Below are 15,353 nucleotides of genomic sequence, written 5' to 3'. Positions count from 1 at the left end.
GTTGTCAGGTCGCCATTAAGGGCGACCTGACATCAGCGTGCGGCCTGCCAGATACGCTGTTGATAATCGCGGATGGATCGATCCGAACTAAAACGCCCGGTACGCGCGGTATTAAGGATGGCCGCCTTGGTCCAAGCCTCTGGATTCTTCCACAGTGCTTCCACTTGCTGCTGCGCGGCGATGTATGCATCGAAATCCGCCAGCACCAGCCAGGGATCGCCATTTTTGGTCAGGCTATCGAGCAGCAAATTAAACGCCTGTTTATCGCCATCGCTAAACTTGCCCTTCTCCAGGTCCTTCAACAAGCCATCAAGATACGGGTTCTTTTTGCGCAGTTTTTTCGGGCTATAGCCGTTGGCTTTGAGCGCCTTCACCTCATCGACGGTATTGCCGAAGATAAAGATGTTCTTTTCGCCCACCGCATCGGCAATTTCGACGTTGGCACCGTCCAGGGTACCAATGGTGAGCGCCCCGTTGAGCGCCAGCTTCATATTACCGGTACCAGAAGCTTCATAACCGGCGGTGGAGATCTGTTCAGAAAGATCGGCGGCGGGAATCATCAATTCCGCCGCCGTGATGCGGTAATCCGGAATAAACACCACTTTGAGCCGATCGCTCACCTTCGGATCGTTGTTGATCACTTCTGCCACTTTATTGATGGCATAGATAATATTTTTAGCGAGGTAATAACCCGGCGCGGCTTTTGCGCCAAACAGGAACACCCGCGGTACGACGTCAGGATTTTTCGGATCTTCACGTAGCTGGCGATAACAGTGCAGCATATGCAGCAGGCTGAGGTGCTGGCGTTTGTACTCATGTAGACGCTTAATCTGCACATCAAACAGCGCATCGGGGTTCACATCAATGCCGGTGACGCGTTTGATATATACCGTCAGGCGCAGCTTGTTTTGCTGCTTAATGGTGCGGAACTGCTGACGAAAGGCCTTCTTACGTGCGTAAGGTGCCAGCCACTCCAGCGCATCCAGATCGTTAGCCCACTCGACCTGCAGTGTTTCATCAATCAGGTTAGATAACAGGGGATTACACTGTTTGAGCCAACGACGCGGCGTGATGCCATTGGTGACATTATGGAATTTGTTTGGCCAGAGCTGGTGATATTCCGGGAACAGATCTTTCACCACCAGTTCAGAGTGCAGCGCGGCAACACCGTTAACCGCAAAGCAGCTCACCACGCACAGGTTTGCCATGCGCACTTGCCCTTCGGCCACCACGGCCAGCTTATGCCAAATCTCGCGATCACCCGGCCACTGCTTCTTCACCACTTTTTTCAGGCGCTGATTAATTTCACGGATAATCAGCATATGGCGCGGCAGCAGGTCGCGAACCAGTTGTTCATCCCATCGCTCCAGCGCTTCTGGCATTAACGTGTGGTTGGTATATGCAAATACCCGGCTGGTGATATGCCAGGCTTCATCCCAACTCAGTTGATGTTCATCCAGCAGCACACGCAGCATTTCCGGGATGGCAATGGTGGGATGGGTATCGTTGAGTTGAATCACTTCGAACTCAGGCAAGCTGTGAATCGAACGCCCGGCAAAATGATGACGCCGCAGGATATCTCCCACCGCACAGGCGCACTGGAAATACTGCTGCATCAGGCGCAGTCGCTTGCCTTCCGCATGATTATCATTCGGATAGAGCACCTTGGTCAGTTTATCGGCGTCGATCCCTGGCTGCTCGGCCTGCAGGAATTTACCATTGTTGAACAGGGTGAGATCAAACGGGTGTGCGCTGGTGGCTTTCCACAGCCGTAGCGGTAAGGTCACGCCATTACGATAACCCACCACCGGCAAATCCCAGGCTTCTCCCTTTAAATGAAATTTCGGCCGCCATTGCAGCGTGCCATCTTCATTTTTCTTCACTTTACCGCCAATGCCTACCTGCACATCCTGCGCGGCGTTATGGCGAAACCAGGGATAGCTATCACGCTGCCAGTCGTCCGGTGCCTCTTTTTGCTGCCCATCATCAAAGGTCTGGCGGAACAGGCCATATTGATAGTTGAGCCCATGTCCCATTCCCGCCTGCCCGACGGTCGCCATTGAATCCATATAGCAGGCGGCTAAGCGCCCTAATCCGCCGTTGCCCAGCGCAGGATCAATCTCTTCTTCCAGCAATTCGCTCAGCTCTACCTGATGCTCGGCCAGCGCGGCCTGTACCTCGTTGTACCAGCCGAGATTGAGCAGGTTATTGCCGGTCAAACGACCAATCAGAAATTCCATCGACAGATAATTAACATGGCGCTGGCCCATGCGCGGTGTGGCGGGCGGTTGGGTGGCGAGCATTTCTGCCAGCACGCTGCTCAGCGCTTGCCACCATTGGTGCGGTGTCATTTGTTGGGCGGAAGTGAGTCCAAGATGCTGCCATTGGCGGGTAAGTGCGGCGTCGAAACGTGTTTTATTAAATTTTTGCTGCGACATATCAATCCCTTCGAGTCCGTTAACGGTAAAGACGGGCGAGCGCATAACCAGAAAGGATAAGTTAAGCCGGAGGCGGAGAAAAAAGCGACAGGGAAATGCGGGTGCGGTGAAAAAAAACGATGTTGAGGCAGACTCATGTTATTGCGGTGCAATTTATCGCGCAGTGCATTGCGTACTACTTTTCGGTCGCCATAAATGGCAACCCTACGGCGATCGTAGGGTGCGCATTTAGGTACAACCGGGCACATGGGTAACAGATCAGACCGGGCACATAGGTAACACTTTTGTGCTCAGTCGATTCGAATAATACTTCTTTCTGCCCGGTCATAATACGCCAGTATCACCCTGTCGAAGAGGATGACGTCAACTCCGTCATCCACTTCCAGGAACCTCACGTACTCACCCCGTAATGCCGAACTCAGGAACGTGCGCCCGTTCAGGCTCAGGTCACCTTTTTCCCCGACTTTATATAGCTTTGCCCCCTCCGGATAGTTCACCTCAGGCACTTTTCCATCCCAACTTCGCGGTGAGGGCACCCATATTTTTGCAGGCGGTACCTGTCCATGAGCCTCATGCGGCTTTTCCTGATTGAACTCATTACGCCATCCGTTACACCACACCCGTTGTTCCGACAGCGAGCCAAATACATCATGGTGGCTCATCGCGGTTTTCATCGAGAGATGCATGCGCTCGTGACGGGCATTTTGCCCCGGACATCCCGGCGTGGTTCTTTCTGTTTTAATACCCAACTTCATCAGCCACACGCTCCACTGTGTCAGCGCCAGGATGCCCGGCGCGACGAAGGGAGAGCCGTTATCGGTGCGGATAATGTCGGGGAGTCCACCTTCGCGGAAGGCGGCTTCCATACAGCCACGCACGAATGTCGTGGTCTCTGACGTGCCGGGCTCACAGCACAGGAGGTAGCGGCTGTGGTTGTCGGTGAGGGTGAACGGGCGGCACCAGCTGCCGTCTTTCAGGCGAAAGCGGCCCTTAAAGTCAGCGCTCCAGACGTGATTGTTTCTGTTCGCATCGGTGAGTTCGTTCAGATTTCCCGGCGTACGCTTGCGCCTTATCCGTGGAGACACCAGCCCTTCTTCTTTCAAAAGGTCCCCTATCGTGCTGGCAGCGGGAACAATGAAGTCAGCGTTGTTATTGAGGAACCAGTGGCGAATTTTTTTAGGCCCCCAGTCGGGATGCTGCTGGCGAAAGAGGACGAGTTGTTCGGCGATATCCGGAGGGATTTTTTCTGGCTGCGTGAGACGGGCACGGGAGCGATTTTCAACAGAGGAGAGCTCTTCAGCATTAAAACGCTTAAGCCATTTATAACCGGTTTTTCGACTAATGCCGTGAAGGTGGCAAAGCTCGGTCATGGATTTATCGCCTGCCTGGCAGGCGAGGATGAAGTGAAGGCGTTGCATGGTAACAGTCTCAGTCCAGGGCATAGTGAGTCTCCTCTGCTATGCCAATTTATAACTGTTACCCATGTGCCCGGTCTAAAGTGTTACCCATGTGCCCGGTTTGCACCTTTATGCGCACCTGCAAATTCATCAACAAAGTTCGAGGTGAACTTCGTGCTGCTCAATCACCTTCAGGACACTGGCCGGTGGGGTTTTATCGGTATACATATAGTCAATCAGGCTCATGCTGCCGAGGTTCACCATCGCATTACGACCAAACTTCGAGTGGTCGACAACCAGCATCACGCAACGCGAGTTTTCGATGATGGCGCGTTTGGTGCGGACTTCGTGGTAATCGAACTCCAGCAGCGAACCATCCATATCGATGCCGCTGATGCCCAGGATGCCGTAATCCAGGCGGAACTGGGAGATAAAATCGAGCGTGGCTTCCCCCATGATGCCACCATCGCGGGTACGGACTTCGCCACCCGCAATGATCACGCGGAAATCCGGCTTCGCCATCAACAAAATCGCGACATTCAGATTGTTGGTGACGATGCGCAGATTATTATGATTCAGCAACGCATGCGCTACCGCTTCCGGCGTGGTGCCGATATCGATAAACAGTGTCGCGCCATCCGGGATTTGGCTCGCCACGCGCTCAGCGATACGCGCTTTCTCTGCCGACCACATCATTTTGCGGTCTTGCCACGCCGTATTTTCGGAGCTGGAAGGTAGCGCCGCACCGCCATGATGGCGCTGAATTTTATTCTGATCGGCCAGATCGTTGAGATCGCGCCGGATAGTTTGCGGGCTCACCTCAAAGTGATCCACCAGCTCTTCCGTGCTGACATATCCCTGACGCCGGACCAGATCGATAATGGCGTCATGACGTTGCGTCTGCTTCACATCCCTCTCCTCGGCTTAACGCCGTTTTCTTCTTTGTTGTCTAACGACGCGCGATATTGCGCGTATCGACAAAGGCCATAGCAAGGCCCACCAGCAAACCAGTGACGTGGGCGGCATTGGCAATCGACAGGCCAAAGGCGCCGTACCAGCCAATAATCAGCCATACAATAGCGAAGCCCATCAAACCACGCTCCAGATAAATGCCACTTTCGGGATCGCGCTCGCCTCGCAACCAGCAATATCCCATCAGCGCGTAGACCACACCGGACAATCCGCCGAAGAGTACGCCGCTAAACTTGGCCTGCATCCAACCGCTTAAAAGCGCGGAAATGAGCATAATCACAAACAGCTTTCCGCTGCCAATGCGCTTCTCAACTGCACCACCGAGATACCACCACCACATCAGATTGAACAAGATGTGCAGCAGTGAGAAATGCAGCAACGCATGGCTAAACCAGCGCCAGACCTGGAAATACTGTGAGGAGTCGGCTGGCCACGCCAGCCAGTCGAGCGCCACATCATCACCCACAATCTGCATCATGATAAACACCGCTACACAGGCGATCATGATGGTCATAGTGAGCGGGCCTGCGCGTTCACGAATGTTCGCCCAGATGTTGCTGCGCTCATAGCGTAAGCCCGATTCGGTGCTGCCGGTGTGCCAACTGGCGGCCTGATAACGCGGATGGTTGGGATCGCGAACGAACTGCGCAAGTTCGTTTTCGACCAGCGAAAGCTGCGTTTCATCATCCAGCATAATCACATAGTGACTCTCGCGCTCAATGCGCAGCGTGACGCCACGCGTGGCCATGTAATCGACAAATGCCTGCGCCATACGAGGATGGTTAAATTGGGTAATGCGCATCGTGCGTACTCTCCTTCCTTTTAGAGATCGGCTCAGACGCTGCCTGTTGCAACCTGCGCCGGAAAGGCAGCACGCCACGCGTCAAAACCGCCATCAATGCTGTAGGTCGCGTTAAATCCTTGTCCTGACAGGAATTGTGCTGCGCCTTTACTGCTGTTGCCGTGATAGCACATCACCAGTACCGGCAAGTCGTGATTGGCCTGTGCAATAAAGTCAGCGAGGTTGTCGTTAGAAAGATGTAGCGAGCCCGTAGCATGGCCCATTGCAAAACTTTGCGGATCGCGGATGTCCACCAGCTGCGCGCCTTGTGCCAGGTGCTCGTTAGCCTGCTGAACCGTAATACATTCGAAGTTTTCCATGGTGTCTCTCATTAGGTCGTCACAATTAGCGCCTAGTTTAACCTGAGAAGCCGCCGCGATAACCTGACAAAAGTTAAGGCTATGGATTTTTTTTCCTGCAGGAATGTTAGCTATATCACGCAAAAATGTTTTTATTGAGTTAAGCGCTGGCATCAATGTTGGTTTCCGATTATCATTACGCTCGAAAACGAACATTTTAGAACTATTCCGAACATCGGAGGAGATAACGTGGAAACCAAAGACCTGATCGTGATCGGCGGCGGCATTAACGGAGCCGGCATTGCAGTGGACGCTGCAGGACGCGGACTGTCAGTGCTGATGCTGGAGGCGCGGGATTTGGCCTGTGCTACCTCCTCCAATAGCTCAAAGTTGATTCACGGTGGCTTGCGCTATCTGGAACATTACGAATTCCGCCTGGTGGGCGAAGCGTTGGCTGAACGCGAAGTGCTGCTGAAAATGGCACCGCATATTGCCTTCCCTATGCGCTTCCGCTTGCCGCACCGTCCGCACCTGCGTCCGGCGTGGATGATCCGTCTGGGCCTGTTTATGTACGATCGCCTTGGCAAACGTACCACTTTACCCGGCAGTAAAGGTCTGCGTTTTGGCGCGGAATCGGCCCTTAAGCCTGAAATCACGCGCGGATTCGAATATTCGGACTGCTGGGTGGACGATGCGCGCATGGTGGTGCTCAATGCACAAGAAGTGGTGAAGCAGGGTGGTGAAGTCCGCACCCGTACCCGCGTCAACCGCGCATGGCGCGAAGGCGGCTTGTGGATGGTGGAAGCCGAAGATATCGATACTGGCAAAACCTTTACCTGGCGCGCCAAAGGCCTGGTTAACGCAGCCGGCCCATGGGTAAAACAGCTGTTTGACGACGGTCTGAAGTTGAAATCGCCGTATGGCATTCGCTTGATCAAAGGCAGCCACATTGTGGTGCCGCGCGTACACCGCGAAAAGCAGGCCTATATCCTGCAAAACGAAGATAACCGTATCGTGTTTGTGATTCCGTGGATGGATGAATTCTCCATCATCGGCACCACTGACGTGGAGTACAAAGGCGATCCGAAAGATGTGAAGATTGATGACAACGAAATCAGCTATCTGCTGAAGGTGTTCAACGGACACTTCAAACAGCAGTTGAGCAAAGAGGACATTGTCTGGACTTACTCTGGCGTGCGTCCGCTGTGCGATGACGAATCGGATTCGCCGCAGGCGATCACCCGTGATTACACGCTGGATGTGCATGACGACAACGGTCAGGCACCGCTGCTGTCCGTGTTTGGCGGCAAGCTGACCACCTACCGTAAGCTGGCCGAGCACGCGCTGGAAAAACTGGCCAAGTACTACCCGAATGCGGGTCCAGCCTGGACCAAAACGGCGGTGTTGCCGGGCGGTGATTTCTCCGGTTCACGTGAAGATTACGCCGCAGGTCTGCGTCGTCGTTATCCGTTTATCAGTGAAGGGATGGCGCGCCACTTCGCCCGGACTTACGGCAGCCGTACTGAAGTATTACTGGAAGGCGCAACCAGCCTGGCTGATCTGGGTGAGAACTTCGGCCATGAGTTTTACGAAGCCGAACTGCGTTACCTGGTGAAACACGAGTGGGTGCGCGAGTTGGATGATGCCATCTGGCGTCGTACCAAACAGGGCATGTGGTTGACGGAAGCAGAGCAGGCGCGCATTCGCGAATGGCTGGCGGCCAACGGTCAGAAACCGGCGCTGTCACTGGCATCGTAATAAAAAGGTCGCCATAAATGGCGACCCTACATATAGGGTGCGCATTGATGCGCACCGCATAAAAATGCACCTTTTCAGGTGCATTTTTTTATTACAGCCCGGTATTCTCACGAATATATTTACGTGCTTTCACCGCATATTCGAACGGATTAGCCAGCGCCGGATCCTGTTCTGCTTCAACCACCATCCAGCCTTTGTAGCCGTAATCGTCGAGGATTTTGAACACCGGTTTAAAATCAATCACACCATCGCCAGGCACAGTGAAGGTGCCTTTCTTTACGCCGTCGAGGAATGAAAGCGACTTGGCACGCACTTCGGCCACCACGCTGTCACGCACGTCTTTCAGATGCACATGGAAAATACGTGGCAGATATTTGGTCAGCACATCCAGCATCACCTGCTGTGAGCCTTCGGAATAGTAGATGTGGCCGGTGTCATACAGCAGGCCCACGTTGTCATTGGTCGATTCCATAAAGCGATCGATTTCAGCAGGTGTCTGAATGCCAGTGCCCATATGGTGATGCAGCGTCAAACGCATACCTTTCTTCGCCGCGATCTCAGCCAGTTCGTTATAACCTTCTGCCGTCAGACGCCACTCTTCATCAGTAAAGATCGGCTTCTGTTCCAGCACCGCCAGCGTGGTGCCCTGAATGCTTTTGCTCTGCTCTGAGCAGCCAATTACGCGCGCGCCCATCGCATGCAGGAAGTTCATGTGATTAGTGAACTCGTCGATGGTTTTCGCCTTGTCACCGTTTGCGAAGAAGGTGCTGAACCACGCGTTGCAGATTTGGATGCCGCGAATATCCAGCATCGGTTTCAACACCGCCGGATCTTTTGGGTATTTACTGCCCACTTCACTGCCGGTGAAACCCGCCAATGCCATTTCGCTCACTGTCTGCTGGAAGGTGTTTTCGCTGCCCAGCTCTGGCATGTCATCGTTGGTCCAGCCGATTGGCGCAATCGCCAGTTTTACGTTGTCTTTGTTCATTGCAAATCCCTGATTCTTTGAGAGAAGAGTAAGCTCAATCACTTCGCGTAAAATGCCGGGCGTGGCGGCATGGCAACGGCCTCAATCGCACCGCTGTTCTGTGCTTTCAGGCAGGCATCTGCCGCAACAGAAGCGGCGAAACCATCCCAGGCTGAAGGGCCGGAAAGTTGACCCGCTTTCACATCATTGATGAATGCCTGCAGCTCAACGTCGTAAGCTTCGATAAAACGATCTTTCCAGTCGGTCAGCAGGGCATTACCGAGACGCGCGTTTTTGCGCGTTTGGATGGCAGAAGGCTCAGGCAGTTTGGCAATGCCCTCTTCGCCCACCACTTCACACTGAATGTCGTAGCCGTAAGCGCAGTTCACGAAGATCTCGACATCAATACGGATGCCTTTCTGCGTTTCAAACAGGACAATTTGTGGATCTTTCAGTTTGGCGTGTGATTTCGACGTGGTACGTGGGAAGACCACCTGAACGGTTTTGTAGTCGTCTTCTGTTAACCAGCGTAATACATCCAGCTCGTGGATCAGGGTATTGGTGATAGCCATGTCCGTGGTGTAATTCTCACCGACGCTCTGGTTACGGTGCGCACAGTGCAGCATCAGCGGCTCGCCGATTTCACCGTCGGTGATCACTTTCTTCAATGCACGGTAGCCCGCGTCGTAAGGACGCATAAAGCCCACCTGCACCAGACGCTTACCGTGTTTGATCTCAGCGTCAACGATGCGACGGCAACCTTCAGCGCTCAGCGCCAGCGGTTTCTCACAGAATACCGGTTTGCCTGCCGCGATCGCTGCCAGCGTAAACTCTTCATGTGTTGGATCCCATGAGGTGACCAACACCGCATCAACGTCAGGTGAGTTGATGACTTGGTGGCCATCCTGATACACCTCAGCGTCGATATTCAGACGTTGCAGCGCAGCACGCGCCCCTTCCACGTTGATATCTGAAACCGCCACCACTTTCGCGCCCTGCAATACGTTATTGCAGCGACGAATGTGTTCCTGGCCAATTGCACCGGTACCAATTACACCGAGTTTGAGCGTCATAGTTACACCTGTAGAGTCGGATATAGAGAGTAAAACAAGGCCGACGGACGCCGGCCTAAAGGGTATTAGTACTTACGTGCTTGTTGGATGTGCACGTTAAGCTTGTCTGCCACTTCCTGCGTACGCTCGGAGGTGGAGGTTTGCGCCACACCCACGTGCCACCAGCTGAAGTATTTGTGCACCATGGTTTTTGGCAGCACTTTGATGTCGAACAGCACTGAAACGGTTTGTTTCTGCGCATCAATCAAGGCGGCTTCTAACTGCGCCAGCGTGGTGATGCGATAGGTTTTGCAGCCGTAACCGCCCGCGATTGCGGCGAAGTCTACCGGGACAAAACCGCCGTCCAGCTTGCCACCTTCCGGGTTACGGAAGCGGAACTCGGTGGTGAAGCTGTCCATGCCGTGTTCCATCTGCAGGTTGTTGATACAACCGTTGGTCATGTTATCCAGCAGCACCACGTTGATTTTTGCGCCTTCCTGGATTGAGGTCACCAGCTCGGAGTGCAACATCATGAAGGAGCCATCACCCACCATCACGTAGACTTCACGCTGCGGCTGCGCCAGCTTCACGCCCAGTGCAGCGTTGACTTCATAACCCATGCACGAGTAGCCATACTCAACGTGGTACGAGTTGTAATCTTTGGTGCGCCACACGCGCTGCAGGTCGCCCGGCAGACTGCCCGCTGCCGCCACAATCACTGCATCCTTTGGGAGCTGCTCGTTTAAGGTGCCCAGCACGCTACTCTGCGTCAGCACCGACTGGGTCAGGCGCTCGAACTCAGCAAACAGCGCTTCACGGTCAGCGTGGTCGGCGATTTCAGGAATGAAATCATCCGTGTTATAGGTGGCGGCATACACGCGCTGCGTCTCTTTCAACAGCTTGCTCTGCGCCTGGTCAATTTGACCGCCCCAATGGTTTTCGAAGCCTTTCAGACCACTTTCCAGTGCCGTCAGACCTTCGCGCGCATCGGCCAGCAGCTGCACGGCATCCAGTTTGTAGCTGTCAAAGTTGCTGACGTTGAGGTTTAGATAGCTCACCTCTGGATTCTGGAAAATCCATTTCGATGCCGTGGTGAAATCGGTGTAGCGCGTACCGATACCGATAACTAAGTCGGCCTCTTTCGCCAGCAGGTTAGCCGCCAGACAGCCGGTTTCACCCACTCCACCCACATTCAACGGATGATCAGATACGATGGTGCCTTTCCCCGCCTGCGTCTCTGCGAACGGAATGTTAAAGCGCTCGGCAAATTTCAGCAGCGCGTCACCCGCATCTGAATATTTCAGGCCACCACCGACAATAATCAGCGGCTTGTGCTTACGTGCAATTAACGCCAGCGCATCTTCCAACTGGGCAGCCGTCGGTAAGCGACGGTCCAGACGGTGTACGCGCTTCTGGAAGAAATATTCCGGGAAGTCCCAGGCTTCACCCTGTACATCCTGAGGCAAGGCGATGGTCACCGCGCCGGTTTCAGCAGGATCGGTCAGTACACGTAAGGCGTTGATACAGGCGGTCATCAGCTGTTCAGGACGACTGACGCGGTCCCAGTATTTGCTTACGGCACGGAAGGCGTCGTTGGTGCTGATGCTGAGATCGTGACTCTGTTCAATCTGCTGCAACACCGGATCAGGCTGGCGCGTGGCAAACACATCGCCAGGCAGCAGCAGTAAAGGAATGCGGTTAGCCGTTGCGGTAGCGGCGGCGGTGATCATGTTCGCGGCACCCGGTCCTACCGATGAGGTACAGGCAATGATCTGACGACGCAGTGATTGCTTGGCAAAACCAATCGCCGCGTGGGCCATGCCCTGCTCATTTCGGCCCTGATGTACCACCAGATCGCCGCTGTCTTGCTCCAGCGCCTGTCCGAGTCCCAGCACATTGCCGTGACCGAAAATGGCGAAAATGCCTTTCACAAACTTGGTTTCAACGCCATCTACGTTCAGGTACTGATTATCAAGGAATTTCACCAGCGCCTGTGCCGTGGTAAGTCTGATTGTGCCCATATGCTTCTTCCTTTACATGCTGGTACCCAGGTGATGAGTACAACGCGGTTCGGGTTTCGCTGCCGTAAATGGCGCCCGCGGATAAGTGAAACGTGTGGCGATTATAAACAAATATTTTTTTCATTAAACACGATTACAGAAGAAACATTTCATTTTGCGATGGAGATCAAATTCAGCGATGAAACGTGGGATACGGGAGTAAAGATAAGGAAGAAAGTGGAACAGCATGCTGCCATTTAACCGGGATAACGAAATTTCATTTCACTTCAGTAGCTTCCTTTATTTCACGGCATTTTCCTGCGACCTGGCTCACAAGCCAGAGCATCCGTGAAACTCATGCTGTATGACCGACCGAGACAGCGCATCAATCAGAGTTTTACCTGGCTCACAAAATCGCGATGGATGTTTCATTTCATATTGTATTTGGAATTTTTATTCCTCATACTGCCACCAAAGCCAATAAGGCACCTTGAGAACCCGGAAGCATAGCGCTCGATGTAGGGTGGCCTCGCCCGCAGTGTCTGCTTATCACAGAAGGAAACAATAGGTATGAGTACACAACAGAAGCGGCTTGATGTGATTTGTATCGGACGCATCGCCGTCGACCTCTACGGTCAGCAAATCGGATCACGCCTGGAAGATATGACCAGCTTCAATAAGTATCTGGGCGGCTCCTCCGGCAACGTGGCATATGGCACCGCGATTCAGGGTCTGAAATCGGCGATGCTGGCGCGCGTAGGGGATGAACACAACGGCCGTTTTCTGCGTGAAGAACTGCAGCGTGTCGGTTGCAACACCGACGGGCTGATTACGGATAAAAACCGCCTGACCGGCCTGGTGATCCTCGGTATTAAGGATGAAGACACCTTCCCGCTGATTTTCTACCGCGACAACTGCGCCGATATGGGCCTGGTGCCGGAAGACATTAATGAAGAATTTATCACCTCTTCTCGTGCCGTGGCCGTGACGGGTACGCATCTGTCACATCCTCAAACGCGTGCTGCGGTGCTGAAAGCGCTGGATATCGCCAAACGCAACGGGCTGCGTACCGCGCTGGATATTGATTACCGTCCCGTGCTGTGGGGGCTGACTTCACTGGGTGATGGCGAGACCCGTTTCGTTGAGTCCGGTGAAGTGACCAAACAGCTGCAGGAAGTGCTGCACTATTTCGATTTGGTGGTAGGAACGGAAGAAGAGTTCCATATCGCGGGCGGCAGCACCGATACGCTGACGGCGCTGAAAAATGTGCGCAAGGCGAGCAAAGCGACGCTGGTGTGCAAACGCGGTCCGTTGGGTTGCGTGGTGTTTGAAGGCGATATTCCAGATAGCTGGGAACAGACCAGGCTGCAAACCGGCGTGCGTGTCGAAGTTCTGAACGTACTGGGTGCCGGTGATGCCTTTATGTCAGGCCTGCTGCGTGGCTGGCTGAACGACGAGAGTTGGGAGCAGGCTTGCCGCTACGCCAACGCATGTGGTGCCTTGGTGGTTTCACGCCATGGCTGCGCCCCAGCGATGCCAACCAAAGAAGAGCTGGACGATTTCCTTAGCCGCGATAAAGACGTGAAACGTCCCGATCTTGATGCGCGTCTGAACCATTTGCATCGCGTCACCACGCGTAAACAGCAGTGGCCAGAGCTGAATGTGTTCGCGTTCGACCACCGTAAGCAGTTGGCTGACATGGCCCGTGAAGCTGGCGTCAGTGAAGATCTCATTCCGCAACTGAAAGTGCTGCTGTTGCAAGCTGCGCAGGAAGCGGCAAACGAAGCCGGTTTGAATGAAAAGAGCGGTATTCTCGCGGATACCACTTACGGTCAGAAGGCGCTGAACGCGATTACCGGCAAAAACTGGTGGATTGGTCGCCCAATCGAACTGCCAAGCTCCCGCCCACTGCGTTTGGAGCACGGTAATATCGGTTCGCAGCTGGTCGATTGGCCGGCAGAACACGTGGTGAAATGTCTGGTGTTCTACCATCCACACGACAGTGCCGAACTGCGTAAAGAGCAGGATGAACTGGTGCTCGATGTGTGGAACGGCTGTAATAAGAGCGGCCACGAATTGTTGCTGGAAGTGATTCTGCCGGAGAGTAATCCCGACCGTAATGAATCTTACTATTACGATATGCTGAGCCACTTCTACAGCCTCGGGATTCAGCCAGACTGGTGGAAATTGCCGCCGCTGTCCGCGGAAAGCTGGCAGTCAATCAGCGGGCTGATCGAACAAAACGATCCCCACTGCCGCGGCATTTTGCTGCTCGGCCTCGACGCGCCGGAAGAGAAACTGAAAGCCGGTTTCGCCGCCGCCGCACAGGCACCGTGGGTGAAAGGCTTTGCGGTGGGTCGCACCATCTTTGGTCAACCTTCACGCCAGTGGCTGAACGGCGAATTGGATGACAAAGCGCTGATTGAAACCGTGAAAGGCAATTATCTGCGATTGATTGGCTACTGGCGCGCAGCTCGCGGCTGACAGGTTGTTATCTTGGTAGTGGCGCACCTTGGTGCGCCTGAAGGCGGCTGCAAAGCCGCCTCTTCTTTGGCTTCCCAACCTTCCCGTAATTAACCACCTTATTTTGTGAGGCATTTCATAAACCGATGAAATAAGCGTCACGAAAGCGTCAAACGAATGAAATTTTCCATCCATCTGGTACTATAGCGCTCATTATCCAGCCATATTTTCTTTTTTAGCGGGCCGAAGTAATGACCAATAATCCAACCCAATTAACCTTGTTACAGGACGATATCCGTCGTCGCTACGAGACGCTGAGTAAACGCCTGAAGCAAGTGGCTCGTTATATTCTTGATAACAGCAACAGTATCGCCTTCGACACCGTGGCTTCTATCGCGCAACAAGCTGATGTGCCGCCCTCCACGCTGATCCGCTTTGCCAATGCGTTTGGCTTCAGCGGCTTCAACGAAATGAAACAGGTTTTCCGTCAGCATCTGATGGAAGAGACCGTGAACTACACCGAGCGCGCACGCCTGTTCCGCCAGACAGCCACGGACGACAGCGCCAGCTCTCCTGAGAGCCCAGTTGAAATCCTTAACGTCTTCACCATGGTGAACAGCCAGGCATTGCAACAGTTGGCGATGCAGGTGAATCCTGACCAGCTGAATAAAGCCGTGAAGATGCTTAATGAAGCGGAAAACATCTACATTATTGGTCTGCGCCGTTCATTTAGCGTTGCATCTTATCTGGTGTATGCGTTGCGCCATCTGGAGCGCAGAGCCTTCCTGATTGACGGCCTCGGCGGCATGTTTACCGAGCAGTTGAGCATGGTGAACCCAAAAGACGTGGTGATTGCAATCAGCTACTCCCCGTATGCTCGTGAAGCGGTGGAATTAGTCGAGCTGGGTGCCAAACGTGGCGCACACCTCATCGCCATCACCGACAGCCAGGTGAGCCCGCTCGCCGCCTTCAGCGATGTGTGCTTTGTGGTGCGTGAAGCTCAGGTGGATGGCTTCCGTTCACAGGTTGCCTCTCTCTGCCTGGCGCAAACGCTGGCCGTCTCTTTAGCGCTGAATAACACCACTACCGGCGAGTGACTTAGCCGGGCGTGATGCATACAAAAGGGCAGCCATTTGGCTGCCCTTTTTACATCTGCGTCATACTGT

General features: G+C 53.9%; 11 protein-coding genes. 3 read left to right on the top strand and 8 right to left on the bottom strand.

Going from position 1 to position 15,353, the window contains the following annotated elements; genetic code table 11:
* Nucleotides 1-32 precede the first annotated feature (32 nt).
* The 5 genes from malP to glpE all read right to left on the bottom strand — a co-directional run bounded on the left by malP (nt 33) and on the right by glpE (nt 5,968).
* Nucleotides 33-2,438, bottom strand: a complete 2,406-nt coding sequence (gene malP, locus LK04_RS00515) for a maltodextrin phosphorylase (RefSeq protein WP_039332653.1) — start codon at nt 2,436-2,438, stop codon at nt 33-35.
* Between the two features lie 290 nt (nt 2,439-2,728).
* On the bottom strand, nt 2,729-3,880 hold the full coding sequence (locus LK04_RS00510; protein WP_059109757.1) for a DDE-type integrase/transposase/recombinase: 1,152 nt from the start codon (nt 3,878-3,880) through the stop codon (nt 2,729-2,731).
* 105 nt (nt 3,881-3,985) lie between these two features.
* Nucleotides 3,986-4,744, bottom strand: a complete 759-nt coding sequence (locus LK04_RS00505) for a DeoR/GlpR family transcriptional regulator (protein WP_039328437.1) — start codon at nt 4,742-4,744, stop codon at nt 3,986-3,988.
* Nucleotides 4,745-4,784: 40 nt separating this feature from the next.
* Entirely contained in the window at nt 4,785-5,609 is an 825-nt protein-coding gene (gene glpG / locus LK04_RS00500) for a rhomboid family intramembrane serine protease GlpG (protein WP_039328435.1), read from the bottom strand.
* A 32-nt stretch (nt 5,610-5,641) separates the two neighbouring features.
* Nucleotides 5,642-5,968: a thiosulfate sulfurtransferase GlpE gene (gene glpE / locus LK04_RS00495; protein WP_039328433.1), complete on the bottom strand. Its 327-nt coding sequence runs from the start codon at nt 5,966-5,968 to the stop codon at nt 5,642-5,644.
* 228 nt (nt 5,969-6,196) lie between these two features.
* Here glpE and glpD point away from each other — a divergent pair, with 228 nt between their 5' ends.
* Nucleotides 6,197-7,705, top strand: coding sequence for a glycerol-3-phosphate dehydrogenase (glpD, locus tag LK04_RS00490; protein ID WP_039328431.1), 1,509 nt, complete (start codon nt 6,197-6,199; stop codon nt 7,703-7,705).
* A gap of 91 nt (nt 7,706-7,796) precedes the next feature.
* Here the strand turns inward: glpD and iolE are convergent, their stop codons facing one another.
* The 3 genes from iolE to iolD form a co-directional block, all read right to left on the bottom strand.
* A complete protein-coding gene (gene iolE, locus LK04_RS00485; protein WP_039328429.1) occupies nt 7,797-8,693 on the bottom strand; it encodes a myo-inosose-2 dehydratase in 897 nt (298 codons plus the stop codon).
* Nucleotides 8,694-8,731: 38 nt separating this feature from the next.
* On the bottom strand, nt 8,732-9,745 hold the full coding sequence (locus LK04_RS00480) for a Gfo/Idh/MocA family protein (protein ID WP_039328427.1): 1,014 nt from the start codon (nt 9,743-9,745) through the stop codon (nt 8,732-8,734).
* A 65-nt stretch (nt 9,746-9,810) separates the two neighbouring features.
* Nucleotides 9,811-11,745 (bottom strand): 3D-(3,5/4)-trihydroxycyclohexane-1,2-dione acylhydrolase (decyclizing), encoded by a 1,935-nt coding sequence (gene iolD / locus LK04_RS00475; protein WP_039328425.1) that lies wholly within the window; start codon nt 11,743-11,745, stop codon nt 9,811-9,813.
* Between the two features lie 549 nt (nt 11,746-12,294).
* Between iolD and LK04_RS00465 the strand changes: the two genes are divergently transcribed.
* Together LK04_RS00465 and LK04_RS00460 are read left to right on the top strand one after the other, a co-directional pair.
* Nucleotides 12,295-14,208, top strand: coding sequence for a bifunctional 5-dehydro-2-deoxygluconokinase/5-dehydro-2-deoxyphosphogluconate aldolase (locus tag LK04_RS00465; protein WP_039328422.1), 1,914 nt, complete (start codon nt 12,295-12,297; stop codon nt 14,206-14,208).
* Between the two features lie 230 nt (nt 14,209-14,438).
* On the top strand, nt 14,439-15,284 hold the full coding sequence (locus LK04_RS00460) for a MurR/RpiR family transcriptional regulator (protein WP_039328419.1): 846 nt from the start codon (nt 14,439-14,441) through the stop codon (nt 15,282-15,284).
* Nucleotides 15,285-15,353: the final 69 nt, after the last annotated feature.

Origin of the sequence: Pantoea vagans, assembly GCF_001506165.1 — a bacterium.
Classification (GTDB): domain Bacteria; phylum Pseudomonadota; class Gammaproteobacteria; order Enterobacterales; family Enterobacteriaceae; genus Pantoea; species Pantoea vagans_C.
This window is presented reverse-complemented; position numbering and strand designations above follow the sequence as displayed.

What these genes read in the sequence shown, in the direction of transcription:
- LK04_RS00510 (WP_059109757.1), bottom strand. Translation starts at nt 3,880, where the DNA reads ATGCCCTGGACTGAGACTGTTACCATGCAACGCCTTCACTTCATCCTC.
- LK04_RS00480 (WP_039328427.1), bottom strand. Translation starts at nt 9,745, where the DNA reads ATGACGCTCAAACTCGGTGTAATTGGTACCGGTGCAATTGGCCAGGAA.
- glpG (WP_039328435.1), bottom strand. Translation starts at nt 5,609, where the DNA reads ATGCGCATTACCCAATTTAACCATCCTCGTATGGCGCAGGCATTTGTC.
- iolE (WP_039328429.1), bottom strand. Translation starts at nt 8,693, where the DNA reads ATGAACAAAGACAACGTAAAACTGGCGATTGCGCCAATCGGCTGGACC.
- malP (WP_039332653.1), bottom strand. Translation starts at nt 2,438, where the DNA reads ATGTCGCAGCAAAAATTTAATAAAACACGTTTCGACGCCGCACTTACC.
- LK04_RS00465 (WP_039328422.1), top strand. Translation starts at nt 12,295, where the DNA reads ATGAGTACACAACAGAAGCGGCTTGATGTGATTTGTATCGGACGCATC.
- LK04_RS00460 (WP_039328419.1), top strand. Translation starts at nt 14,439, where the DNA reads ATGACCAATAATCCAACCCAATTAACCTTGTTACAGGACGATATCCGT.
- iolD (WP_039328425.1), bottom strand. Translation starts at nt 11,745, where the DNA reads ATGGGCACAATCAGACTTACCACGGCACAGGCGCTGGTGAAATTCCTT.
- glpE (WP_039328433.1), bottom strand. Translation starts at nt 5,968, where the DNA reads ATGGAAAACTTCGAATGTATTACGGTTCAGCAGGCTAACGAGCACCTG.